Source organism: Pseudoflavonifractor gallinarum (genome assembly GCF_014982855.1).
GTDB lineage: Bacteria > Bacillota > Clostridia > Oscillospirales > Oscillospiraceae > Pseudoflavonifractor_A > Pseudoflavonifractor_A gallinarum.
This window is the reverse complement of sequence record NZ_JADCKF010000005.1, coordinates 109,183-134,059: the sequence shown is the minus strand read 5'-3', so window position 1 is coordinate 134,059 and position 24,877 is coordinate 109,183. Positions and strand designations below refer to the sequence as shown.

Sequence of the window (24,877 nt, the reverse complement as noted above, 5' to 3'; positions counted from 1 at the left end):
TTGCCATGGCAACGGATAGCCCTGATTTTTCTGTCTACGCGGTTAAAAATTCACTGTCCAGAATTTGAATGACCTGTCCCTGATAAGTAAGGATTCCCTCTTTCTGCATTCGGCCCAGTTCCCGGGAAAGGGCGCTGCGGTCTACACACAGATAGTCCGCCATCTCACCACGTCCCATCTCCAAGCGTATCTCACCATTGGGGGCGACCGGCAAACCTTGAAGATAGACCTTGATCCGATTGCGAAGCCGGTTCTGCGCCAAAATACGCATTTTCTGATTGAGAAATAAAGCTCCCCTTCCCATCTCCTGCAACAAATTGGCGGTTACCCGCATCCGGTATGGACACCCGTTCTCTTGCTGAAGCAATAAAGGGTCAAAGTCCAGATAGAGCACCTCTGTATCGTTAAGGGCATCAATTTGAATGGGGCTGTCTTGGGACATGGAGCAAACCAATGTCTCCCCAAACACGCGCCCCCGACTCAGGCGATCAATGGTCAGCAGATTTCCGTCCTCACTGTAAAGTGAGATCCTCAAGGTGCCGGACATAACAACGCCGGGGCGCCTTTGGCAATCGCCGATCCGCAGGAGGACCGTGTCCTTCAGAACTGTCCGCACCTCTCCATGCAGGCAGTTAAGAACATTCTGATATTTTTCTTCCGGAATACCGTCGAATAGTTGACAACGGCGCATTGCTGCAAAAATCGAACCCATGAGCCCCCTCCGTGTTGCTGTGGCAACCGACAAAAACAAAAAACACATTTATAGTTAGCATTAACTAACCATTATTATACTGCTTGGCCAATAAAATGTCAACGTAAGAAAAGAGGGTCACTATGAATGGAATTGGTTTAGACTGTGGAACTGCTACCGTCAAACTGGTGATGCTTTCCCAGAAGGGTGAGCTTTTATGGTTCAAATCCTCCGCACATCACGGCGCCGCAGTTCAAACCGTTCGGTTGCTTCTCGGCGAACTGCTGCAGGCGGATCGCAATGCTTGCGGCTATCCGGTAATGCTCACCGGAAGCGCAGGAGATCGACTTTCAGATGCCTGCCCCGGACTCTCGACTCTGGGCGATATTCCCGCCATCCATCGCGGTATCCGTCTGCTGGCGCCGGAAGTGAAATCTGCCATCGAAATTGGCAGTCAAAGTGCTCGTTTCCTCACAGAGCTGGATCGTGGTACTCCTCCCAGATTTGCAGTGAATGAGCACTGTGCCGGGGGCACCGGCTCCTTTTTTGAGGACCAAATGTCCCGGCTGGGCTTGCGGATCGAGGATTATTCCGAACTGGTAGCAAAGGCCCACTCCATCCCTCGCCTCTCCGGCCGCTGTGCTGTCTTTGCTAAAACGGATATCATTCACCGACAGCAGGAGGGGGTGCCTACTCCTGACATTCTGCTGGGGCTCTGCTACGCAATGGTCCGCAACTATAAAGCGGTTATCGTGCGGGGACTTCCTGTGGAGAAACCTGTGGCTTTATGTGGCGGAGTTGGCTGCAATGCAGGGGTTCTTCGGGCTATCCGGGATGTTTTTGCCCTCACGGAAGAAGAATTGATTTTACCAAAAAACTTCCTCTATGTTGGCGCCACCGGGGCTGCGCTGGCTGCTCAGGAGGCAGGCACCTGTTCCATGGGGGAACTGCTGGCCTCTCTGTGCGGGCAGGATCCAAACATGGGAGACCGGCTGCACCGTCGTCAGCCACTGGATCCTGATCCCAAGGTTTTTGTATCCGATCCGCCTGTTTCCGGCCATATCCCACCTCAGGGCTGCGCTTTGGGCATTGATGTAGGTTCTACCAGCACAGACCTGGTTCTCATGGATCCATTCGGAGAACTGGTGGACTTCCAGTATCTACGCACCGCCGGAGACCCAGAGGCTGCAGTGCGAAAGGGCCTGGAGAATATCCGCTCCCGTTTTGGGCAGATTCCCCTTCTGGCAGTTGGCGTCACCGGTTCCGGACGAGAGCGGATCGGCCGGCTCATTGGTGCGGATGCCGTACGAGATGAGATTACAGCCCAGGCAAGAGCTGCCATCCAATGTATGCCCAAAGCAGATACCGTCTTTGAGATCGGCGGTCAAGATTCTAAATACATCTCCCTTCAGAATGGACAGATTGCAGACTTTCAAATGAACAAAATCTGTGCTGCCGGAACCGGCTCCTTTGTGGAGGAGCAGGCCGCACGCATGAACATCCCTTTGAAGGACTTCGGCCGCCTGGCTCTTACTGCAAAGGCCCCTGTGGAATTGGGAGAGCGATGCACCGTGTTTATCGAGACCGCTATCCAATCTGCCCAGGCACAGGGAGCCACCCAGGCAGAGGTCGCAGCCGGTTTATGCCAGTCCATTGTCCGAAATTATCTTCACAAGGTAGTTGGGAGCAAGCCAGTAGGACACCATATTGTGCTCCAGGGCGGTGTGGCCTACAACCCCGGCATCGTGGCCGCTTTCCGCCAGGAATTTGGAGATCGGCTCACAGTCTCTCCCTACTTCTCCATCAGTGGAGCATACGGCGCCGCCCTGCTGGCACTGGAATCCACGAAAGGCCCTTCCCGCTTTCATGGGTTCGACAGACAGCCGGAAGAGGAGGTCGCCCTGTCCGCGGAGGTCCAGCGCAACATTGCCTTTTACCAGCGCGGCCCACAGCTGCTGTTGGAGGGTTATGATCCAACACCCGTCTCCGGACGGAAAACGGTGGGTGTACCTTTCGCCCTGATGATCCACAAGTTCTTTCCTATGGCCAATGCCTTCTTCCGGCAGCTAGGATTCAATGTACTGCTCTCACCGCCTACCAATGAGGAGATCATTCGCCTCTCCCAGCAGACAGCCCAGGCGGAGACCTGTTACCCGGTAAAGCTGATCCATGGTCATATGGCCTGGTTGGCAGAGCACGGTGTTGACTACATCTTTCTCCCCTCCATCCACACCATGAGGCATGAGACCTCTCAGGTTGAGCACAACTACGGCTGTGTATATATGCAGACTGCACCCCAATTAGCCGCCCGTGCCCTTCGTTTGGCAGAGCAGGGCATTGAGTTGCTCAATCCTGTGTTCGATCTGGACTTTGGGCAGGAAGCGATGGCCTCAGCTATGCTGGGCCTTGGAAAACAGCTTGGTATCCCCAAACTGCGGTGTCTCCCCGCCCTGATGGCAGGTGCCCAAGCAGTACGCCGGCATACAGCAGCAGTAGAGCGGCAGGGCCGTGAACTGCTTTCCTCTCTGAATCCTGAGGACAAAGTACTTGTACTGATCACCCGAAACTACGGTCTTTCCGATCCCGTGCTGAATATGGGAATCCCTCGTTTGCTGCTGGAACGGGGGCATAAGGTAATTACTCTCTCCCATCTGCCTGCTCACGACCTGGATCTGTCAGCGGACTACCCTAATCTGTACTGGCCCTTCGGACAACACATCCTCTCCGGGGCGAAACTCGTGGCCCATCACCCCAATCTATACGCCGTCTATCTGACCAATCACGGCTGTGGACCGGACACGATGCTCTCCTATCTGTTCCGAAAGGAGATGGGCAAAAAACCCTATCTGCACATCGAAGTAGATGAGCACTTCTCACCAGTGGGCGTTATTACTCGCATCGAGGCATTTCTCCAAAGTCTGGAAAGCCGTCCCTCTCAGCCACTGCCGGAGCACTTTCAGCTCACAGCTGTGGAACACTGCTCCACCAAAGTCGTTGATACCCCGGAACCAAGCTGCGGCCCTCTATATGTTTTGGATCTGCCCCCGTTTACTACATATCTTAGGAAATATGCGGAAATGGTATGGAATGTGGAAACCCGTCCCATGCCTCTGGGCGACACTTCCCTGGTTTTGGGCCGGGCGGAGACCAGTTCCAAAGAGTACCTTCCCTTCCCCGCCTTGCTGGGTGGTATTCTGAACGCAGCGGAGAAGGAATCCGATTCCTTTCAGATGCTGATTCCCTCCACCCAAGGCGCGGAGGCCGACGGCCAGTACCCGTGGGCGGTGGAGGCAGTGCTTGCCAACCAAGGACTGGAGCGGGTGACCCTGGTTTCCCCGGAACTGGAAACCTTGCCGGAACATGTTCCAGATCCCGACCTGTTGTTCCGGGCTGTACTGACAGGAGATCTCATACTGTGCGCCCCGCCTGATCAGCGCAGCGCACTAAGTCCACACGATATTCCAGATTGGGACAGTCTGAATGCACTGGCGTCGCAAATCGGAAGCATCCCCGTCAAGAGCCAGCCTCTAGCCGCAGTGGGTGAACCCCTTACGCTGTTTGCTCTGAACGACGGGGTGCTGGAAACGCTGGAGCAGCAGGGCCGATCTCTGTATCGTGCTCCCCTGAGCGAGTACCTCTGGTTTCTCTGGCGGGATTCCGGAAGTGTCATCGCTGCTTCCTGGACAAATCAAATGACAGAACTGGGGCGCCTATTGGGGGCGAGAAGCAGCTTCTCCAAAGATCCAGAGGGGATGCGTACTGCAGCGGATCAGCTGCTGCCGAGATTTGCCGGAGCCAACGGTCGGTACCGTTTGGCCAAGGCACGGGAACTTGGCCGAACATCGGCTGGTGTGCTGACGCTGGCTCCCCGGTATGAAAACACAGCAACACTGTTGGATATGACTGGTGAAATGGGTGGAATCCCCCACTTACATCTTGCCATGGACAGTGATTGGGACGAGAGCGCCTGGTCCCGCCTAAACTCCTTCCTCTATTACCTGAAATAAACCCCAGAATCATACCCTTTGTCCGTGCAGGCAGTTTATAGAAGCCTCTTTTGTTTTTATCGACCGAGGCTGTAGAAAAAGCACCGGAGGAGTGGTGAAGGAAAAAACCTGTTGTTGATTTGACCCGATGTATGTCCCTGAATATGGATTGTGTCTGGTGGAGCACAGCTCAGGATGGGTGCTGCTCCCCATGCCCCAATCCAGCCGGTAGATGCCATGGTGGTCCGGGGAAGCGGCATTAGTTGCGGCGTAGCCAAGGAGCGGATGGACAACCAGAGCGAGAATCAGTATTGCCTGGACTGGTTCATGTGCTTCCGCAAAGAGTCGAAGTAATATAAGTTAATTCCACAATAACAGAAAACCGGTCGAGATCTCATGAGCAATATCTCGACCGGTTTTTCATGTTATCTGCAGTTTGCAACGGTGCACAAAGGCAACATAATAAAAAACTTAATAATGGCTGCCAATCTTACACAAAGTATTACCCAAACGAGACTACGGGCTGTATTTTTGTATCTTGGCAGAGAAATTAATCACTACAGAACAGCACTGTTGGTACAGTTACAGGGACTATTTTTCTCATACCTGCCCATATAATACCTTTAGTACAGGGACAGGGACGGTGAGAGGAATTGAAGCTGAATCAAGCAGTCAGCGAACGCCTTTTGCAGTTACTGGCAGAGCGCAACATGACACAGTATCAACTGTATATGAAAAGCGGTGTCCCTAAGTCTACAGTAAGCAATATTATCAACTGCTCCTATGATTCGGTTAAGCTACGAATTATTCACGAAATATGTCAGGGCATGGAGATCGGTTTAGACACTTTTTTTGTTTCACCTCTTTTTCAGGAAGACAATTTAGATCCCTAAAACCTCCGACATTCGCCGGAGGTTTTCTATTATGTCTCAAGATTGGAACAGCACCAGCCAGTGCGGCATAGAATTGGGAATCAGGCGCACCAATGTAGAAAACTGCATTGGTGCCTTTGTCTTTTTTAGAGGAGTCTGCTCCCATAACGTTAAGATAAAAGCCTATGTAATACCGGCCAAGGGCAATTGACAGTAGCCGATTCAATGAAACGAGATCATTTCATCTTGCTCTGGAATGCAATCATCTGCATTTGAATTCTTTTAATTTCTTCTTAAATCCGGTGATTGCTCAAAATATTAGTCATTTGCTCTTTTTCAAATGCAGAGTTTTGTGCTGGGTCAAAGTATAATTATATGCATAGGGGCGGCAGGTGATGCACATGAGCAAAGAAATTGATTTTAAGAATAGAGACAGGTATGTCCAGTTGGGTATTGTCATTGCTGCCCTACGAAAGATGCGAGGCTTCTCACAGGAACAGCTCGCCGAAAAGGCAAATGTCAGCCGCTCACATATCAGTTCTATTGAAGCACCAGGTATTGCCCGTCCATTTTCCCTGGAAATTTTCTTTAATATTGCAGATGCCTTAGAGATTGCGCCTGCCGATCTTTTGAATGCTTCCATTTTTCCTGACAAGATAATACATAGCAGGAAGGGCTGAGTATCTGTTTTAACTTTACATAAACTGCCGAGCAATCGGCGGAAAGAATGAACAGCGCAAGACTGCTACGCACCTGTACAGCAGCTTTGCGCTGTTTTTATTTATCGCAAAGGAGAAAGCACATGGGGAAATTCTTAGACACGCTATTAGGAAAATCCGACCAGTCCATTACGCATTCGCCATCGTCTGTAAAAGATAGCCGACTGCACAAAAGTGATGATTCGTATGTCTGCTATTGTACGGAATTGGAACAGGCACTTAGTTCTTTGGAAACCTGTTTGCTCACCAGCAGTAATCCGGAAGGAATCGCTATGCAGGCATTGAGGACAGCGTGTACCTTCTACGGCGGCGACTGGGCTGGCATACTGGAAGTGGACTTGGATTTTGATATATAGGCGCCCGTATGGTGGTACAATTCCTATATTCCGGATCGCACGACACAGCTGATTCTGGAATTCGAATCCCTTGACTTCATGCCCCGATGGATTGAAGCTATGCAGCATGGTAAAAATATTGTAATTCCTGATGTAGATATCATCAAGGATCAGAATCCAAAGGAATACGCAGTCTATAAACGTCTGTTGGCGCAGTCGCTGATTGCGGTTCCTTTCATGCCGAAGCCAACGGGCTTCCTGGTCATCCGAAATCCATCTCGTTATCTTGAGAGGTCCAGTATGCTCAGCGCACTTGCCTATGTGCTGCAACGTGCTATGGCTCAGCAGAAAATGATTGAAAGTGCGAAGTTGGCACCGATGCCTGATTTGGTACAGAGCAATAAAGATGTAGCCATTAACTTCTTCGGTGATATGGAGATATGCACCAGAAAGGGCGTTCTGAGTGAGCGTTTTTTCAATTCGCCTAAGAGCAGCCGAGTTGTCACCTACATTATTCTCAACCCCAAAACCGCCCACCCCCCACTGGAGATCTATCATGCACTGTGGCCGGAGGAGTGTGTCGAACCAGAGGTGGCCAGCAGGAATATTCGCGGGTATATTTATCGATTCAGGCAGACATTTTCCTTGATCTGTGATTTCCCCCTCATTGAGTCAACGCCCAGTGGCTACCGCCTTAATCCAAACCTGAATATCATCACCGATGTACAGCAGTTCGACCGTCTAATTGACGGGGCCAGGCAGGCAACCTCTGTGGTGCAAAAAATTAATCTCATGAAGAAAGCTGTAATGTTATATCGTGGTCCCATATTTCGTGGCGCGGAGGATGAACATTGGATCATCAGCCAGGTCAGTCTATACCGCCTTCGATATGTTTCTCTGATAAATGAACTGCTGAGCAGTCTTTCTGAGATACGGGACTATAGTTGCGTTCAGCGGTACGCGCTACACGCCATAGAATTTATGCCAGCAAATTTGAGAGCACATTATTGGCTCATTGTGTCTACTTACCAGTTGGGCTCTCTTGATTTAGCCAAGCATCAGCTTTGCCACGCTAAGGACATACTCACTTCAGAAGAATTTAGTATCTTGGAAGACTATCTAAGAAAAGAAGATGGAGTTCCTCTGGAAAAGCTGATCAGATAGTGCATTTTCAGATGCATAACACTATTCATGACGCAATTCTTGGAAATAATGGATTTGACTAACGCACTATCTAATGCAATGGTATTGATTTTTCCCCTATATAACGCCCTAAATGACGCCCTCTCAACGGGCTGAATGACCCCCGTAGTTTAGATTGATCGAGCAAGAGCTCGACATCCGAATTACGGGGGTTGTTACTTTGAGACCAGGATTTTCTCCGACAGGGGTGCTTTTGCATTTACTTGCATAAGCACCCCTTCTTTTTTTACCCGTAAGTACGTCTGCCGCTGCCGCGGACCTCCGCTCTGAACTTTGGCTCACACCCAAATTTCAGAAAACGGAGGAAATTGCTGTGCATTTTAATACAGATGACTACGGCTTACGAATCAGGAGTTTGCGGAAAAATCGTGGGCTCACACAGGAGCAGCTGGCAGAGAAGATGAATGTCAGCACTCCCTACATAGCAAAAATTGAAAATGGAAAACAAACCGGCCTAGTCGAACTGGCCTTAGAATTTGCAGCATTCTTTGAGGTTTCTCTGGATTATCTCCTAGTGGGAAAAGGAGATTTTGCAGAGGAACAGAAGCGCGGACTGCGGATGGCCATCTCTCTGCTGTCCGAATTGGAGGCATCCCTCTAAAAACTTTCCATTTTGGGTTGGTAAACTTTCCATTCTGTTTCTGTTGGAAGAATACGCGCAGAGTTACAATCTTCGTGAGATCAAAACATCTCAGCGAATCTTGAAAAACACCGCCCCAGGCGGTCATATCCGGCAACTTGAATACCTTAGCTGATCGGGAGAGCGTCAGACCGAGTGCGCGAAGACCACCTGTGCGGAGCAGATCCGCATCAAAGGACGGCCAAATAAGGTGCAGAGCGACACCCACTCAGGACAAGGCAGCCTTGGCAAGCTGTCCCCGCCATGACCCCGTCAGCCTACAATGATACTTCTGCTTACGCGGCTCGGAGAGATCCTCGGAGGGGTGAGAGTCCCATGATGTGCGCCAGCGCAGTTCAAGTTGCCGCCCTGCCTGGGGAAGTAGTGTCGAATACAGGCGACTAAGCAGCATCAAGAAACAAAGGGCCGCTCCAGACTCGGAGCCTACACTCGCTCACCTGACCTTTGGGAGCGGCCCTCTGTTTTTCTTTTGATAGCAGAAATATGGGATCTGATCACAGTACATCCTCTTCTTCTCAACCTCCGTTTCTCTGAGTTTTTCATCTTTCCCCCTCTACACTCCTCTTCCTTTTCTCCTCAAACTCCCTGATCGGGTCCCATATTTCTGTTATCAAAAACAAATCCACGAAAGCGAGGAAACGAGATGACAAATATCGATTTGTGCGGCATTGCCCAACTGCTCCGCACGCTGATAGAGCAGAAGAAAACCACAGAAAGAGAGGCCCGCAAAATTTTGGCCAGAATTGCCGCGCAGACCGGTGCGGACATTATCCTTTCTTTCTGAAATCGCATTCTTTTCAATAGCTATTTCAAAGGTGTTGTGGTATTGTTTGTGTTGCAAAAAAGGAGGTGGACTGACATGGCGGAAAAGCTGATGACCGACGGCAGCATGGCACTTCGAGAAAAGCAATACCGGGTCATCACCATCGAGGCAACCGAAAAGCCCCAAAACGCCAAATTGCGGGTTGCGGCATACGCCCGTGTCAGCTCCGCCTCTGATGACCAGCTCAACTCCTTTGCTGCCCAGAACCGTCACTACAGCGACCTGATCTCCAGCAAGGAAAACTGGAGAATGGTAGACATATATGCGGACGAGGGCATCACGGGGACATCGGCTGAAAAGCGTGAGGACTTCCAGCGGCTCTTGGCAGATTGCCGCAGAGGGCTGATCGACAGGGTGCTGGTAAAATCCATCTCCCGCTTTGCCCGCAATACCAAGGAATGCCTGGAAACCATCAGAGAGCTGAAATCACTCGGTATCGGTGTCTACTTCGAGAAAGAGAACATTGACACCGCAACCATGTCCGGCGAAATGATGACTGCGCTCTTCGCATCCTTCGCCCAGGCCGAGAGCGAATCAATCTCCAGCAATATGCGTTGGAGCTATCAGAGGAGAATGCAGAATGGAACGTTCATTACATGCAAAGCACCATTCGGCTACCGCCTCCGAAATGGGGCCCTTGAAATTGAGGAGTCTGAAGCAGAGATCATCCGTATGATCTTTGCCCGATACCTATCTGGACAGAGTACAGCGGACATAGCGGCAGAAATCACAAAGCTTGGAATCCCAACTCTAGATGGAACTCCATATTGGCAATATACCACCATCTGCTATATCCTTCAAAACGAGAGATATGCAGGGAATTCCCTCCTTCAAAAGTACTATGCAACTGACACCTTGCCTATTAAGAAAAAAAGAAATCTGGGGAGCAAGGATCAGTACTATATATCTGAAAGCCATCCTCCCATCATAGATCAAAATACATTTGACAAGGCTCAGATACTATTTCGCGCAAAGGGAGATAAGATTTCGAAGCGGTCCCGCGATAAGCACATTTTTACTCACAAAATTGTATGTGGAAATTGTGGCACCTACTTTGGCAGAAAAGTATGCAGAGCTACTCCGTATTGGATATGCCGCAAGCACAATCAAAGTAATCACGAATGCAGTATGGTGCAAATTCAAGAGGCCAAAATCATGGAGGCTTTTCTCCAGCTATATTATAATCTTAAGCACCATGGCGAACCAATCCTTACGAAGATGACCACCTCGCTCCAAGCCATCCGCAACCGCCGGATGCTCTGGAGCCTGGATGTCATTGAACTCAACAAGCAAATATCCGATCTTACCAGTCAGAATCAAATGTTGGCCATGCTGAAACAACAGGGCCTCATTGATCCTGACATTTTTATATCCCAGAGCAATGAGTTGACCGAGCAGCTCCGCAGTGTAAAGCTGAAAAAGGAGCGTCTTCTGGCCGTCGATGGCGACAACACCATCGCCCAAACAAGAGAGCTGATGGAAATCCTGGATGATGGCCCGGACTTCCTTGACAGCTTTGACGCAGAACTGTTCGGTGAGCTCGTTGAAACGATCATCGTGGAAAGCAACGAGCGAATCCGCTTCCGCCTGAAAAACGGGCTGGAGCTGGCCGAAACCATAGAAAGGACGGTGCGCTGATGGGCAATCGGAAGCAGCCGTTTGGCTACAGGGTGGTTATGGGCGAAATTGCCCTCCATCCGCAGGAATCAAAACTGGTAGAGTACATCTTCCAACAATACCTTGCGGGTGCCACCTACAACACCTTGGTAGAGGAGCTTCGAGAACAGTCAATTCCCTATGACGAGGGAAAACTATGGAACAAAAACATGGTTGCCCGAATTCTGGAAGACAGCCGCTATACGGGAGAGCGCGGCTATCCGCCGGTCATTGATCGAGAAGCCCTGGAGAAAGCGCTGGAAAAGCGAAGCGCAAAACAGACGGCAGCTCCCAAAACGGACACGCAGAAGCTCCTCCGCCGCTTCAGCGGGCGGCCATCGACAGCGCGCATGGAGCGGCAGGTGCTGGATCTGCTCAACAGCCTGATCATATCGCCGGAACAGCTCCGGTTTCCGGCAACAGCGCCGCCTGATCGATCCACTGAACGGAGTCTGCAGCGTGAGCTTGACAGGGTGATGGAATGCCAGCCAATCGACGAGGATGCCGCAAAGGAATTGATCCTGACCATCGCTGCGGCACAGTATAGTGCCGTCGACTCCCGCGAATACGAAACGGTTCGTCTGCGCAGAGTGTTTTCCGGGCGTCAGTCCACGACTGCGTTGGATGCAGAACTGCTTCAACGCTCCGTATCCGCCATCCATTGTCATAACGATGGAAGCCTGAATATCCAGTTAAAAAACGGTCAAGTAATTGGGAAGGAGTGAAACAGCATGAGAGAAAGCCCGCCCAAAGTCATCACCATACCCGCAAAGCCGGAGGTCGCAAGCCGGCAGGCGGTCCAGCGCCAGCTTCGCGTGGCTGCCTACTGCCGGGTATCCACCGATGACGAGGAACAGCTTACCAGCTATGAGGCCCAGCAGAACTACTACACCGACAAGATCATGACCAACCGGGAGTGGACCATGGCCGGGATCTTCGCAGATGAGGGCATCACAGGGACATCGGCTCGGAAGCGGCCCGAATTCCTGAAGATGATCCGGCTGTGCAAGCAGAAGAAGATCGACATCGTCCTGACCAAATCCATCTCCCGCTTCGCCAGAAATACGGTGGACTGCCTGAATTACATCCGTGCCCTGCGGGAATTGGGCATTGCGGTCATCTTCGAAAAGGAGAACATCAACACACTGGAAGCCGACAGTGAGATCCTCATCACCATGCTTGGAGCCTTCGCTCAGGCGGAAAGCGAGAGCATCAGCGCCAATGTCCGCTGGGGCAAGCGGCAGGCAATGCGCGAGGGAAAAACAATCATACAGTATAACCGGCTGTACGCCTATGAAAAAGGCGAGAACGGCAAACCGAAAATCATCCAGGAGCAAGCAGATGTGGTTCGCTCGATCTATGACCAGTATTTGAGCGGAGCCAGCCTTCGGATGATCAAAGACAGGCTGGAAGCGGAGCAGATCCCAAATGTGACCGGAGGCTCCCAATGGACGATCACGGCGATCCGAAGCATCCTGACCAACGAGAAGTATTGCGGAGATGTCCTTCTCCAGAAGACCTACATCAGCGACTGCATCAGCCGCAAGGTCATCCGCAACACGGGGCAGCTCCCCATGTATCTGGTCCAGAATCATCATAAGGGCATTGTGGAACGCAAAACCTTTGACGCGGTACAGGCAGAGATGGCGAGGCGCAGCGCCGGGAAAAGCCCTTCCAAAAAGAATGCCCCCACAGGGATGACATCCTATGCCAGCAAATACGCCTTGTCGGAGCGCCTTGTCTGCGGCGAATGCGGCACCCTGTACCGCCGCTGCACCTGGTCCAAACAAGGCAGGAAGCGCATCGTGTGGCGCTGTGTCAGCCGGCTGGATTACGGCACCAAGTACTGTCACAACTCACCAACACTGGACGAGGAACTGCTCCAGAGGGCAATCCTCGCCGCCATCAACTCCGTCATGAGTCAAAAGAGCACGCTGATCCGGCAGATCACCTCTGCCATGGAAATGGAGTTGGCTCCGGTTCCGGGCGAGAGCATGAGCCTTGCCGATATTGAGCGGCGGCTGGACGAGCTGAATGACCAGACCCGTGAGTTGGTGGCAGAAGCCGCTCGAGCGGAGGAAGCCTCCGCCTGCACCGCCCAGCTGAGGGCCATTATGAATGAAGCTGCCGCACTGAAAGAAAAGCGAGCCTTTATCGAGGAACAGCGCCAGAGCAACGCACAGGCCCTGCGGCGCATTGAGGATGCCGCTGCTGCAATGGCTCAGGCATCCACCCACATCAGCGAATGGGATGAAGCTCTCATCCGACAGCTGGTGGATACGGTCAAAGTCAACTCAGCGGAGAAAATCACGGTGTTCCTCCGCGGTGGCGTCCAGGTGGAGCAGGATATGATATAATAGGCAAAAGAAGGTGAACCGAAATGATCTACGCAACCGGCGATACCCATGGCAACTTCCAGCGGTTTGCGCCCGAACACTTCCCCGAGCAGGCTGGAATGACCAAGGAAGACTATATGATCATCTGCGGAGATTTTGGCGGCGTATGGGACGGGGGCAAGAAGGAGGGGCGCAATCTGGACTGGCTGGAGGATCTGCCCTTTACCACGCTGTTCATCAGCGGCAACCATGAAAACTTCGACCTGCTGAGAAAATATCCGACAGAGGAATGGAACGGCGGAAAGATCCAGCGAATCCGGCCTCATGTGATCCATCTGATGCGAGGGCAGGTCTTTGACCTGCAAGGATACTCCTTCTTCACCATGGGAGGCGCCAGGAGTCATGACATCGAGGACGGCGTTCTGAATCCCAAAGCGCCTGATTTTGAAGAACAATACTGGGCTCTTCGCAGAATGGACGCCCGCTTCCGGGTCAACCACCGATCCTGGTGGAAGCAGGAGCTTCCCAGCAAGACGGAGTATGAGGAAGCCCAGCACAGTCTGGAGCGCATTCAATATGAGGTGGACTATGTAATCACCCACTGTGCCCCAACCAGCATCGTGGACATATTGGGAAACGGTGGATATGTTCACGACCACCTGACCGACTTCTTGGAGGAAGTCAAAGAACGAGCCAAGTTCCACTACTGGCTGTTCGGACATTACCACGACAACAAAATCATCGACGACCGCTTCGTCCTGCTCTGGGAGCAGATGGTACAAGTGGTGTAACAGGCCAAAGAGAAACGCAGGAGGAACCTCCTGTGCTTCTCTTTGGCCTGTTTCTGAATAAGGCAGATTCTGCCGGAAAGGAGAAGCTATGAACATCCGCAAAAACATCGATTATTCCGCCATGTTTGCGGCTCTGGAGGCTGCGCTGAGCGCCGAGATGCCCCAGATGCAACTCTGCTGCGAACTGGGCCGTATCGTCTTTTCCCGGCCGGAGAAAGGCGCGGCAGTGGCCGCAGCCGAATATCTGCACAGCCGTTTCCCCGATGCTTCCGGCTTCTCCCCGCGCAACCTTCGCCGGATGCGGGAGTTCTATCGGATGTATAAGGACACCCCTGAATTACTGACGCTGGCCATGGAGATCAGTTGGACACTGAATGTAGTCATCCTGGAAGCAGACATGGAGCCGGAGGATCGGCGCTGGTATCTTCGTGCTGCTGGTCGTTTCGGCTGGTCAAAGGCAGAACTCCAGAGAAAAATCGATTCTGACGCCCATCTGGAAATCCAACTCGACGAATCTGATGTTCCGTGCTATACTGAATTGGAAAACAGCAATTTGGAGTGTTCATCGCATGATCAAGATACTTTTCCTCTGCCACGGCAACATTTGCAGAAGCCCGATGGCCGAGTTCATTATGAAGGATCTGGTGAAGAAAGCCGGTCTGGAGCCGAGCATTCAAATCGAGTCGGCAGCTACCAGCACCGAGGAGATCGGCAATCCGGTATATCCGCCAGCCCGCCGCAAACTGTCCGAGCATGGCATCGATTGCTCCGGCAAGAGAGCCCGTCAGCTCCTGAACAGCGATTACGAGAAGTACGATCTTCTGATTGGCATGGATCGAGCCAACCTGCGGAGTATGTACCGGATCTGCGGCGGCGATTTTGCCGACAAGATGCACCTGCTGATGGACTTTACCGACCGTCCCGGCGAGGTAGCCGATCCGTGGTACGCCGACGATTTCGACACGACCTGGCGGGATGTGGAGGAAGGCTGCCGGGGATTGCTCCAAAAAATAATCAGCAAAGAGGTTCGGACGAGTGGACAAGCTGGTTGTCAAGGGAGCGGAAATTAGTGTACAATAAAACTTCGAGCGAGATGACTTTATCAGCTTGACTGACAGCGCCAAGCTGAAGGACAGTGACAATCCTCGCTACATTATCCAAAACTGGCTGTGGAACCGGAATACGATTGAGTTCCTGGGTGTTTGGAAATCTCTATACAACCCGTCTTTTAACTGTGTCGAATTCGATGCGTTTAGGAGTCAGGCCGAGCGGCTGGCAAATCCCAACGCCATCGCCATCAGCCAGATGGAAATCTTGATACAGGATCACCGCATCGAAGCTCTGGAGGCTCATAGCGGAGAACTGTCTCCCAGGGATTAAAAAAATTATATACCGGACGCTTGCGAATGGACGAAGGCTATGGCATCTATAGTGTTGCGATGTTCCATATATGGAAATCGCCGCAGTTTTCACTGCGGCGATTTTTTATTGTCTAACTAATAAGGCGCGGACAGCCAGCTGGCTGTCCGCGCCTTGTTTTCGCAGGTAACGGGATCGGATCCCTCCGTGTTACCAGGTCACGTATTTCTCACAGAACTGCTTAAGCATCACCGCGACCTGGGCGCGGGTCGCGCTGCCCCGGGGACTGAGCATCGCTTTCCCGGTCCCGTTGATGATGCCGGAACCAACCGCCCACTGCATCGCGGGAACGGCATACTCACCCAGCTCCGCAACGTCCGCATAGGAGAGGAGATTAGTGCTCTCTCCCACGCTCACATCATAGCCCTTATACTGCGCGTAGCGATACAGCATAGCGGCCATCTGCTCGCGGGTGATCGGATCGTCCGGACCAAATTTGTTGTCTCCGTATCCGGCGACGATCCCCTCGCTGGCGGCCCATCGGACCGCCTCGCCATACCAGGAGCCCTGGTCCACATCATCGAATGTCATGGCATAATTCACCACAGGACTGCCTTCCACTCTCCACAGAATGGCGGCAATCATGCTGCGCGAGGTGGTTACCTCGGGGCTGAAGGTGGTGGCACTGGTGCCCGCCATCAGGCCATGCTCGTAGACATAGCGTACCCCCTCTTCATACCAGGACCCTGCGGGCACATCCACAAAGGGCAGTCCGTCCGAGGTCATCTCCGCAAAAGAGGCCTTCACGGTAACGGCACCGGCCGGCATGGTAAAGGTGTACGTGCCATCCCCCTTGCCGTTGAGAGGGATCGTCTTTCCGGTCGGATCGGTGGCGGTCAGACTGGCGAGCCGGTAGCCTTCCTCCGGCGCGGGGGTCAGTGTGACCACAGTGCCCGCGGTGGCCATGCTCCGGCTGGCGGTCACGGTTCCGTGGTCGCCGGATTCCACCGTGATCTTATAGCTGGGGTTTCCCCCACCCCCGCCGCTGGTGTGTGTGCTGGTGATGTGCAGGGCGTAGGCGGTGCTGCCGATATGCACGGTGATGACCGTTTCTCCTGCGCCAATGGGGATGTACTGGCTGCCGCTGCCGGTGAATTCCGTACCATTGATAGTGACCTTCTCCCCGCTGCCGGAGATGGCGGTGACCAGGGTACCGTAGTCGGAGATACCGGAGATGGCATAGGTGAGAACCCCGTTTTCGTCCGGTTTGAAATCATCCCGGGTCACAGGCAGCCCCTCAAAGGTGAGACTGTCCTCGCCCGCCGCCGCGGCGTGGACCACCACGCGGCTGCCCAGACGGGTGAACGGGATGGTGCTGGTCTGCACGGTCTCGCCAAGCAGCGTTCCGCGGATGTCGGTGGTCTTGGTCTCCAGCACCTGGCCGTCCTCGTCCAGCAGGGAGGCCACCAGAGTCGCGGTGGTCTGATCCTGGAGCGAATTGTTCTTCAGCTCCACCACAGCGGTGGTGACGTCGGTATTGGTCTGCGTCACGTTCCGCGTGGTCTTTTCCCCGGTGCGGGCATATGCGCCGGTGAGCAGAACCGCGGAGGTGTTATTGCCGGTGGCATACTCCGCCATGGTCTGGCTGTTTTCCTTCACTTCCGCCTTGGCGTAGAGGTACACGCCGCTGGCGGGGACCTCCTCCTGCTGCAAGGTGTTGCACACATAATCCTTCAGATCATAGGTGAACTGGAAGGTCATGCTGCCCTGGTCCATGCGCCGCAGGGCGTCGCCGCGGAGGGTGACCGTGTTGCCGGATACGGATACGCCGTCCTGGCTGCCCTCCAGGGTGACCGCAGCGGCGCTGGTGTACTCGGAATCGGTGTAGAGGCTCAGCTCCACCGTGCGCCCCGTGTTCTCCAGCAGAGCCGCGGAATCGTTGTACAGGGTCACCTGGACGGTGCGCTTGCCCTCATGCTCGCGGACCACCTCCATAGAGGAGATCCCCACGTCGTTGTAGTCCAGGTGGAGGGTGTCGCCGGCAAGCGGTCCGCTGCCGTCGGCGGTGATGGTATAGGTGGGATTGGCGATGGCGGCGCCCGTCTTGTACAGCACCGTCACGCTGGCGCTCTCACCGGGGTTCAGGGCGACGGCATCGGAGGCATATCCGCCCACCTCCGCCGTCAGGCCGGTAAGCGGGGTGGTGCCGGTGTTGCGAAGGGTGAACCCGACCGGAGTGAAGGCGTTTACCTGCAGATTTGCATAGTCCACCGAGATGGCGTCCACCGACACGGCCTCCGCCGTCAGGCTGCCGCCGCCGGTGAGCAGCTGATCGGTGTCGGCGGGCACCGCATATCCGGCCACGTTTTCCGTTGCCGACTCACTGTACTGAGTGCCGAAGATGTAGGCGCTGATCTTGCCGTCGCTGTCCTTCCAGGCGCTGAAGGAGTTGGACAGGGTACGGCTGGGCAGGGTGACCAGAGGCTGAGGACTGGAGAGATACACCTCTCCCCCGCTCTTGCACAGCTGGGTGCCATAGAGGACGCTGTGGTCGGCCTCGCCCTTGGCGTTGGATGCCGTCTCGGCCCACACCAGGGTCAGGCCGTGGACACTCTGGCCGCTCTCTTTTGCAAACTGGAAATTGGAGTTGATGTTCAGATTCTCCTCCTGGGAGATGGCCTTGACGCTGGCCGGGATGGCGTTTTCACTGCTGCCGTTGTAGAGCTGCCCATCGGCGCCCACAGCCTGCAGACGGATGTCGCCGCCGTCCTGCGTGCTGTACCAACCCAGGACAAAGGAGCCATCCGCCGCCGCCACCTGGGGATTGGCGTCGGTCTCCTTATCGTTGGTGAGCACCACCAGATCGCCCAGGGTGCCGTCCTTCTCCACCACACGGTAGGCCAGCTCGTAGCCCTCCATGGGTTGATTCTCCGGGTCACTGGACCCGCGATCCAGGGTAAAGACCACGATGGAGGTCCCGTTCTCCAGCATGGCGGTTTTCAGGCCGACCACGCCGCCCTGGGACCCGTTGTAGGCCATCTTGGCGTCGCTCCAGCCGTTTCCGTCATAGATGCTGAAGCAGATGCTGTCTCTGGTGTCGAAAGAAGTCAGATCATTTGCATCCGAGGCATAGACGCTCCGCCAGAAGACCACAGCATGGCTGCCGCCCACCGCCGTCACCGGCGCCAGGTCGGGGGAGGCGTTGTCGGTGAGCTGCTTGGTGGTCCAGCTGCTTCCGCCGTCGGAGGTAGCAGCCACCATAATCTCGGTGCTGTTGAGCAGCTGCTTCTGCTCATCGGGGGAAATGGGATCGCCGGCGTTTTTGTCCAGATTGGTGCTCAGACGGGACCAGGCGGCCACGGTAAAGCCGCTGGTGCCGGAGAGCGAGGGGGACAGGTCGCCGAAGCCGTTGTTGGTGTCGTCCCCGTCGTCGTCGATGACCGCGCCCTCATCGCCCACCTTGCCGGCCCGGATGCGGCTGGCATAGAAGTCCTCGCTGTTGCCGTCGCTGATGTAGGCCGAGAGGCTGCCGTCGTCATTCACCACCGGCTCGGAGCCGGGGTTGGCGTCGCTCTGCACCACGGTAGCATCGCTGTCAAAGCCGGGGGTATTCCAGGCGCGCTCCCCATTGGCGTAGGCCTCCAGATAGCTGCGGCTGAGCAGGGTGGGCGTACCCGCCAGAGACGTGGTGCTGGTGCCGTTTCCGCTCCAGTAGTCGTTGATGTACTGATAGTCGCCGAATTTTTCGTTGTAATTGACCTTGCCGGAGACCAGCGCTCCGTCATAGGAGATGAAGAGCAGCTTGACCACCACTTTGAGGCCCACCTCGCCTTCCACGCCGAGGGCCTGTCCGTTGCGCTGCTGGCCGCTGGTCAGATAGGTCCGGGAGAGGAACTGGTTGGTGGAGTCGCCGGTGAGCTTGCCGAACAGGCCGATCTTCAGCGCCACGATGCTGTAATCAAAGCCCACGCCGCCAAAGGCGCTGATATAGCCGTTGATGCGCAGGGTGGTGAGGAAATCGTTGACGGAGTCGGAGGCCTTGGCCTCTTCGCTCCAGCCGGAGGTATCCTTCACCTGGTCGGTGTAGACCGTGGCGGCCTTGTAGTCCAGCTGGAGGGACAGACCCGCGCCGAAGGAGGCGGTGATGGGGATCGGACCGGCAAAGAAGTTCACGTTGGCCTCAAAGCCCACGCCCGCACCGGCGGTAAAGCCGCCGCTTACCACACGGAAAGCCCACGCGTGCTGGTCGGTGTCGTAGTAGAACTGGCCCTCGTAGCAGCCGGTCAGCTGCGCGCCGAAGTCCAGGCCGGAGTTGGTGGTCTTCAGATAGTTCTGTCTCAGGTCCTGTCTAGGGTGGTAGTTGCCCTGGGCCATATCGCTGAGGTCGCCCACGCTGGGCACACCCACCTGCCGCTCGGTGTCCAGCAGCTCATAGTTCATGGACAGGCCGTCCTGGTCGTAGTCGAAGTCCTCCAGTTCCAGGCTGTCATAGCCGCCCCAGATGAGCACATTGAAGACCGTGCTGTCCTCCGTAGGGGTGATGAGTACTTTGAACAGGGGGTTGCTGGAATTGGCCACAGAGCGCAGCATCGAGGCGATATCCCCGTTAAAGGCGCTGCTGATGGAGCTGTTGCCAAAGGTGAAGCGGCTGCTGTTGCTGTTCAGGCCGTTCTGGAAGCTGCCCTGCATATCCAGCACCACCGCCTTGGCGTCCTCGTTGACCAGCTTCACATCGGTCAGGTCAATGACCTGGAAGGGCATGGACACGTCCTTGAGCAGCTGGTCATTCTGGTACACACAGGCCCGGAGCTTAGCGGCCGTCTCGGGCTTGAGCCAGCCGGACTCCGTCATGGTCTTCTTGGTCAGGACCATGGTGTTGGTGACGATGGGGATGGAGGAGAAGGGGAAGGTGCTGTCCTCCACGGTCTGTCCCTCGGGTACAAATCCGTTTTCCCCGGTCATGGAGACCGTGGCCTTGCCATTTTCCGCCTCCACGCCCCAGAGCATAAAGCGGCTGGTGAGCTCGGCATACTTGTAGGTACTGTTGGGACCCACTCGGCCGGTGGAGCCCATGACATCCCGGATTTGCAGGTCGGTTCCGCTCTCCTTGCCGTAGGCCATGGTCTGGGCGGTGAGGAAGGGCTGTTCCTCCTGGCCCTGGGGAACCTCCTCCAGGGTGACCACCGCACTGCCGGTGCGCAGGATGCGGTCGGCGGACATGCTGCCCTGGATGTTCACCAGAGTGGGATAATATTTGTTATTGTCCAGGTCACTGAGCTCGAACCAGTAGTCCAGCGCAGCGTTGGTCAGCTGTCCGGTATAGCCATCGGCCGCAAACTGGGTGGCGTCCATGTACACCGTCAGCTTGCCGTCTTGATCGGTGGTGTACTTGCCGTCGGTGGCCCCGGAGATCAGGCTGCCGGAGGTGGGTCCCATCTGGGCGCTTTCACAGTAGTAGCCGCCCAGGTACACGCCGCCCCGGAGGGTGACGGTCTCGTTGGCAAAGGGTGTGCCGTCAGGGTTCACCAGGTACAGCTCCGCCTTGGCGGCGGGACGGAGGGTGACGGTGTTCAGGGGATAGAGCTGCAGCTTGGCCGCGTCCCGCTCCCCGCTGGAGAGGGCGCTGTTGAGAATGGTGCCCAGATTGGGCTCCTTCTCGCTGCCTGAGCGGAAATACACGTCGCTCTGGATGCCGCTGGGCTCATAGAGGGCCAGAAGGCCGTCCGCATTGGTTTGGACCGTCTTGCTCTCGCCCGCGCCGTTGGTGTAGGTGACCTCCGTGGTCACCGCGGGCGTGACCTGGAAGAGGTAGAACTTGTCCCGCAGGGTGTTCACATTCACGGTCACACTGTCGCTCATGCCGGTGGCCGCATGGGTGGCCGTGATGGTGGCGGAGCCGTCCGTGGTGGCGGAGAGCGCCATCTGCGTCCGGGGCAGATAGGTCTCGTAGCTCAGATCCGCAATGTTGTCCCACAGACCGCCCTGGCGGTAGTAGATGCCCACGGCCTCCGGGTGGTCCGAGACCCACCGGATGCCGTCCCGGAAGCTGCTCCAGTTGTAGGCATCCGCGTTGATGCTCACGTACTCGATGAGGCCCAGCTCCTGGCGCAGCTCCAGAATGCTTTTGCTGTCCGTGGGAAGGCTGCCGCTCACCTTGGAGGTGTTATCCATGGTGATCGGGCCTTCCGGCTGGATCTCCAGCGCGCCGGAGCGGTAGACCCGCAGCACGATGGAGTCGGAGCTGGGGGCAAAGTTCGGGCTGCCGGTCTCATTTTCGGTAAAGGTGATGGTGTAGGTGTCGTAGAGGCCGCTGCCTACCGCTGCCGGTGTAAAACGCACCGTACCGCTGCCCCCGTCTACCGATGTGGCGGACAGGCACTGGCTGGTGACCTCTTCCGCCGTCGACGCACCGTCCGCCATACGGGCGGCGGACAGGGTGCCCTTTGCATCCGGATTGCCCGAGATGGTGCAGGTGAGCGTGGCGGTCTCCGCATCGGTGAGGTCGGTCTTGTCCGAGGTGATGCGCAGCTGGGTGGGCGGGGAGAGCACCGTAATGGACGAGGTGGCCGCGCGTTTCTCGGGGCTCTCCATCCCGACCTCCACGGTGTACTGGCTCTGGGGATAGGTCACCGGCAGGTCTGTGGCCGGGATGGTACAGGAGGTGATCCGCTCCCCCCCGGCCGTACTCTTCACTTCATAGCTCTTGCTGGGCTCGCCGGTGGCCTGCGTGCCCGCAAAGAGCTTGACGGTGAAGGTGATATCCTGTCCCGGATAGAGGTCAAAGACATTGGTGTTCCACTTCACCGTGGCGCTGCTGCCGCTCTGGAGCAGGGACTCCTGGGCATACTGGGGGATGCCCAGATACAGCTTGTCGCCGGCGGTGATGGTAAACTCCAAATGATTGGATTCCTTATCATCCTTTGTATCCTCCGGCGTACCGTTGTCGGCCACGTAGTAGAAGCTCACTTTGCCGGTTTTGGACTGGAGCTCGATCTGGCCCTCCTTGGTAATGGTGGCAACGGTTTCGTCTGTGCTGTGCCAGGTGCCGCTGGTGGCCGCCCCCTCCGGGCTGGTCTGCGCCTGGAGCTTGGGGATGGCTTCGTCGCTGAGGGCAATCGTGTAGTTGTAGTCCGGCCCAGCGCCGACCACACTGATGACCACATCGGCCACATCCACACGCCTGGCGATGGTGACCGATTTTGTCTCCCAGGGCACGGTCTCCCAGCTCTCTCCGTTCTTTACCTGGAGCTGGACGGTGACGTTCTGCTCCACCGTTGTGGGCGTGAGGGGGTACGGCTTTGCGGTGAAGGTGTAGGAGTCATTGGCCCCCTCCTCCATGGTAACCGTATGCTCCTGATCCGGGGCGCCGTTCACGCTGACGAGCAGCCGCATCAGGCCGGTGGGATCGGTCAGATATTCGCTGTACATCTGCTGATATTCGCCCTGCTTGGCCGAGATGGCGAAATTCAGCGCCTTGCCGCTCTCATCATAGGTGACATCCAGGTTCTCCACGGCATTCTTCAGAATGGGGGTATCCAAGGTCACGCCGGAGACGGTAACGTTATTCACCTCTTTGGCCTCGTTGCCCCAGTAGTCTGTGATGCCGGAGTTAGAGGCCACGCCCACGGTAAGGACACCATCATCCATTTCCTTGACCTCATAGAAGAAGGTGATGTACTTGCCGCTGGTGGAGCCGTGGAGCTCTTCCAGTGTGTACGGAGTATTGTTGATGGTGATTTGGGTATCATTCGTGGCCTGAATGAACTCATCGGCAGTAATGGTAATGGGAATCACATCGCCGCTCCGGTAGGTACCCTGCGGTGCGGAGACGGTGAGGATGGGGTCCTCGCCGTCATTTACCAGTTCAAAACTGGACTTGGTAGTAGTGGCGGTATAGCCATTTACATAGTAAACGTAGGTTTCGTCAAAGTCGCCGTCGCTGATCTGATCCCATTGTACCGTGTCATCCTTGCAGATACTTAATTTCAGAAGAAAATTCAGGGGATAGACCGCGGGGTAAGAGGACATCGTTGTGGAGATGATGTTGTAGGAGATGTCCGCCGTCCCCCTGCCGGAGGGGAGGCTGAGCGGAAAACCGTTGACACTGTTTGCGTCGATGTAGGGGTTCGCGCCGAGAAGGACGCTCTGCGGCACAATCAGCGTGCGGTGCTGTTCCCCGGTGATATTTTGGTAATCATCGGTGTTCTCCTGCTTGATGGTGGCGGTGACGTGGGTGCGTATCGCGCTGTCGGAGTCGAGCGTGTCAAGGCACTGCTGGAGATAAGTCAGCGTCTGCTCCAGTGCCTCGAGATCGGTGCTCAACGCCAGTGAAAACCCTATTTGGCTAACGAGCTCGTAATCGATCTTGTTAGAAGAGGTCATCTCTTGGGAGGCGCTTGCAGAGCCTGGCATGGCCGGCAACGGATTGGAGATGGAAAAGTAGCCGTTCCAGCAGTCGCTCAGGCCGCTCCCGTCCTGGAAGAAGAAGCCCTGGGCGTCATAGAAGGACACATTCTGCCAGATATCCCCGAAGGAAATCTCACCAAATGAAAGATAATTTTTCCATGTTGTCGCATAATCCGAGATCCCAGGCGCACTAATGCAGAGATACAGCGGCCCGGTGTAATCATTCCTGAACGCATCTGTCGTCAGTGTGTACTCTGTTCCGTCCACCTGTGACATTTCCTCTGGGGTAAAAAAGTAAATGATTTCACCGCTGTTGTTCCCCAGAGAATAACGGTTGCTGGTCTGATCGGACAGGTAGACGGCAAGCCCACGGTTAAACATATTGCTCACAGACTCTTCGCCCCAGAATCCCATGGCCTTGAGCACATTGGAAAAATCCACCTTGAATTTGATCGAGAGGGTGGTGCCCCGCGGGATGGTCACGTCGGGGGTGCTGATGTAATAGGTGTCGTCCTTCACCTGCACGTTGCTGGTGTCAAAGACGACCTGATCGCGGTTGGCCGTCAGGGTCATGCCCTCGCCCTGGAGCTGCTCCAGCAGGCTGTTGAGATTCTCCAGGGTCTCCCCCTCGAAGGTGGCCCCAGTAAAATACTTCTCCTGCAGATACTGCAGCTGCCGCTCGATGGCGATGATGGTCTTGAGGTCCTTCAGGGCGATGGGCACCCCGTCCACCTCGGCCACCTGGGTGAGATCGGTGGCCGGATCGCTGAGCAGGGCCTCCATCTCCTCCAGGGTATAGGTCTCCCCGTCCAGGTCGATGGTCCGGTCAGTGACCAGATTGCCGTCCTCGTCCAGGAGACCCAGGGTGTCGAGCAGGTCATAGACCTCCTCATAGCTCTCGCCGGTGAACTGCTCCAGCTGCTGGAGCAGGCTTTCATTCCGTTCCGGCGGATTGCCCAACAAGCCGCCTACGGCGGCATAAGCCGTGGCCGGCAGCAATGACAGGGTCATGCAGACTGCCAGCAGCAGGCTCAACACTCTCTTTTTCACACACATTCCT

The 24,877-nt window shown here is 55.3% G+C and carries 15 protein-coding genes and 1 pseudogene; 14 read left to right on the top strand and 2 right to left on the bottom strand.

Features of this window, described 5'->3' with window-relative positions; translation table 11 throughout:
- Window positions 1-34 precede the first annotated feature (34 nt).
- Window positions 35-712, bottom strand: a complete 678-nt coding sequence (locus INF37_RS07040; RefSeq protein ID WP_006571826.1) for a Crp/Fnr family transcriptional regulator — start codon at window positions 710-712, stop codon at window positions 35-37.
- Window positions 713-834: 122 nt separating this feature from the next.
- Here INF37_RS07040 and INF37_RS07035 point away from each other — a divergent pair, with 122 nt between their 5' ends.
- The 14 genes and pseudogenes from INF37_RS07035 (at window position 835) to INF37_RS06970 (ending at window position 15,432) form a co-directional block, all read left to right on the top strand.
- Window positions 835-4,698 carry an acyl-CoA dehydratase activase gene (locus tag INF37_RS07035; protein WP_193537338.1) on the top strand — a complete coding sequence of 1,288 codons (3,864 nt, stop codon included), beginning with the start codon at window positions 835-837 and terminating at the stop codon, window positions 4,696-4,698.
- Between the two features lie 174 nt (window positions 4,699-4,872).
- Window positions 4,873-5,031, top strand: a complete 159-nt coding sequence (locus INF37_RS07030; RefSeq protein WP_235821975.1) for a hypothetical protein — start codon at window positions 4,873-4,875, stop codon at window positions 5,029-5,031.
- Window positions 5,032-5,330: 299 nt separating this feature from the next.
- On the top strand, window positions 5,331-5,570 hold the full coding sequence (locus tag INF37_RS07025) for a helix-turn-helix domain-containing protein (protein WP_193537336.1): 240 nt from the start codon (window positions 5,331-5,333) through the stop codon (window positions 5,568-5,570).
- A 380-nt stretch (window positions 5,571-5,950) separates the two neighbouring features.
- Window positions 5,951-6,229: a helix-turn-helix domain-containing protein gene (locus tag INF37_RS07020; RefSeq protein ID WP_235964250.1), complete on the top strand. Its 279-nt coding sequence runs from the start codon at window positions 5,951-5,953 to the stop codon at window positions 6,227-6,229.
- A gap of 494 nt (window positions 6,230-6,723) precedes the next feature.
- Window positions 6,724-7,767 carry an AfsR/SARP family transcriptional regulator gene (locus INF37_RS07015; protein WP_193537332.1) on the top strand — a complete coding sequence of 348 codons (1,044 nt, stop codon included), beginning with the start codon at window positions 6,724-6,726 and terminating at the stop codon, window positions 7,765-7,767.
- A 352-nt stretch (window positions 7,768-8,119) separates the two neighbouring features.
- Window positions 8,120-8,407 (top strand): helix-turn-helix domain-containing protein, encoded by a 288-nt coding sequence (locus INF37_RS07010; protein ID WP_193537330.1) that lies wholly within the window; start codon window positions 8,120-8,122, stop codon window positions 8,405-8,407.
- Between the two features lie 682 nt (window positions 8,408-9,089).
- Window positions 9,090-9,230, top strand: a complete 141-nt coding sequence (locus INF37_RS07005) for a hypothetical protein (protein WP_156417376.1) — start codon at window positions 9,090-9,092, stop codon at window positions 9,228-9,230.
- A gap of 75 nt (window positions 9,231-9,305) precedes the next feature.
- The gene (locus INF37_RS07000) at window positions 9,306-10,907 is read left to right on the top strand and encodes a recombinase family protein (protein ID WP_193537328.1); all 1,602 of its coding nucleotides are present in this window, start codon (window positions 9,306-9,308) and stop codon (window positions 10,905-10,907) included.
- Window positions 10,907-11,650, top strand: coding sequence for a recombinase family protein (locus INF37_RS06995; RefSeq protein WP_193537326.1), 744 nt, complete (start codon window positions 10,907-10,909; stop codon window positions 11,648-11,650). The genes INF37_RS07000 and INF37_RS06995 overlap by 1 nt, the downstream gene beginning before the upstream one ends.
- Before the next feature lie 6 nt (window positions 11,651-11,656).
- Window positions 11,657-13,282, top strand: a complete 1,626-nt coding sequence (locus INF37_RS06990) for a recombinase family protein (RefSeq protein ID WP_193537324.1) — start codon at window positions 11,657-11,659, stop codon at window positions 13,280-13,282.
- Between the two features lie 23 nt (window positions 13,283-13,305).
- Window positions 13,306-14,052, top strand: coding sequence for a metallophosphoesterase family protein (locus INF37_RS06985; RefSeq protein ID WP_193537322.1), 747 nt, complete (start codon window positions 13,306-13,308; stop codon window positions 14,050-14,052).
- A gap of 88 nt (window positions 14,053-14,140) precedes the next feature.
- A pseudogene (locus INF37_RS15990) lies at window positions 14,141-14,533 on the top strand (DUF1016 N-terminal domain-containing protein); the annotation flags it as partial.
- A gap of 88 nt (window positions 14,534-14,621) precedes the next feature.
- Entirely contained in the window at window positions 14,622-15,122 is a 501-nt protein-coding gene (locus INF37_RS06975; RefSeq protein WP_193537320.1) for a low molecular weight protein-tyrosine-phosphatase, read from the top strand.
- Between the two features lie 37 nt (window positions 15,123-15,159).
- Window positions 15,160-15,432 (top strand): hypothetical protein, encoded by a 273-nt coding sequence (locus INF37_RS06970; RefSeq protein ID WP_162609013.1) that lies wholly within the window; start codon window positions 15,160-15,162, stop codon window positions 15,430-15,432.
- Window positions 15,433-15,621: 189 nt separating this feature from the next.
- Here INF37_RS06970 and INF37_RS06965 read toward each other — a convergent pair whose 3' ends face one another.
- Complete coding sequence (locus INF37_RS06965; protein WP_193537318.1) at window positions 15,622-24,867, bottom strand: S-layer homology domain-containing protein; 9,246 nt, start codon at window positions 24,865-24,867, stop codon at window positions 15,622-15,624.
- Window positions 24,868-24,877: the final 10 nt, after the last annotated feature.

Coding starts and splice junctions, on each gene's coding strand:
- INF37_RS07040 (WP_006571826.1), bottom strand. CDS start 712: ATGGGTTCGATTTTTGCAGCAATGCGCCGTTGTCAACTATTCGACGGT.
- INF37_RS07035 (WP_193537338.1), top strand. CDS start 835: ATGAATGGAATTGGTTTAGACTGTGGAACTGCTACCGTCAAACTGGTG.
- INF37_RS07030 (WP_235821975.1), top strand. CDS start 4,873: ATGGGTGCTGCTCCCCATGCCCCAATCCAGCCGGTAGATGCCATGGTG.
- INF37_RS07020 (WP_235964250.1), top strand. CDS start 5,951: ATGAGCAAAGAAATTGATTTTAAGAATAGAGACAGGTATGTCCAGTTG.
- INF37_RS07015 (WP_193537332.1), top strand. CDS start 6,724: ATGCAGCATGGTAAAAATATTGTAATTCCTGATGTAGATATCATCAAG.
- INF37_RS07005 (WP_156417376.1), top strand. CDS start 9,090: ATGACAAATATCGATTTGTGCGGCATTGCCCAACTGCTCCGCACGCTG.
- INF37_RS07000 (WP_193537328.1), top strand. CDS start 9,306: ATGGCGGAAAAGCTGATGACCGACGGCAGCATGGCACTTCGAGAAAAG.
- INF37_RS06995 (WP_193537326.1), top strand. CDS start 10,907: ATGGGCAATCGGAAGCAGCCGTTTGGCTACAGGGTGGTTATGGGCGAA.
- INF37_RS06990 (WP_193537324.1), top strand. CDS start 11,657: ATGAGAGAAAGCCCGCCCAAAGTCATCACCATACCCGCAAAGCCGGAG.
- INF37_RS06985 (WP_193537322.1), top strand. CDS start 13,306: ATGATCTACGCAACCGGCGATACCCATGGCAACTTCCAGCGGTTTGCG.
- INF37_RS06975 (WP_193537320.1), top strand. CDS start 14,622: ATGATCAAGATACTTTTCCTCTGCCACGGCAACATTTGCAGAAGCCCG.